We start from the raw sequence: 551 nt of genomic DNA on the forward strand, positions 1-551 counted from the left end.
GCCAGCGGCGGTAAAACAGGAAAAGGTAAATCCACATCAGCCAGCAAAAGAGCTGAGCGGCGAGGTAAAGCCCTACCTCGGGTTCGATTCTCAACAAGCGGCTGATAGTAGCAACAGCGAGGGGATAGCCGGGGAAGAAGGCCACGTTGCTCTGCTCGTAGGCAATCTTGCCGAAGCCCAAAAACTGATAACCCTGCCGCACGATGCCTAGATACCAATGGCTATCCCACTGAGTTAGGCCCTTGAAGATGGAAACATAATCGCTTTCCTGACTCCAGAGCGAGATCATGAAGATCTGCAGCACCGTCAGGGCCAAACTGGGCAGCAAGATTTGCCATAAGAAAGGGGCAAGATGTTGCCAACCTGGCTGCAACAGCTGACTGAGTTGCTTCAATCTATTCTTGGTAATCATTGTCGAAGTTCACCTGCCAGAGCCTGTGGCTATAGAGCTGGGTGCCAAATTTGCCCTTGACCCAATCGGCAAAGTTGCGGGGATCTGGCCGCGGAATGAGTTGTGCCCAAAGATAGGAAAGGACAATGCGCAGGCTTTC

The 551-nt window shown here is 52.5% G+C and carries 1 pseudogene; it reads right to left on the reverse strand.

What is annotated here, in order from left to right:
* A pseudogene (locus NW860_RS01675) lies at nt 1–328 on the reverse strand (hypothetical protein); the annotation flags it as partial.
* Nucleotides 329–551: the final 223 nt, after the last annotated feature.

The sequence above is a fragment of the Synechococcus sp. F70.1 genome (genome assembly GCF_047502745.1).
Classification (GTDB): domain Bacteria; phylum Cyanobacteriota; class Cyanobacteriia; order Thermostichales; family Thermostichaceae; genus Thermostichus.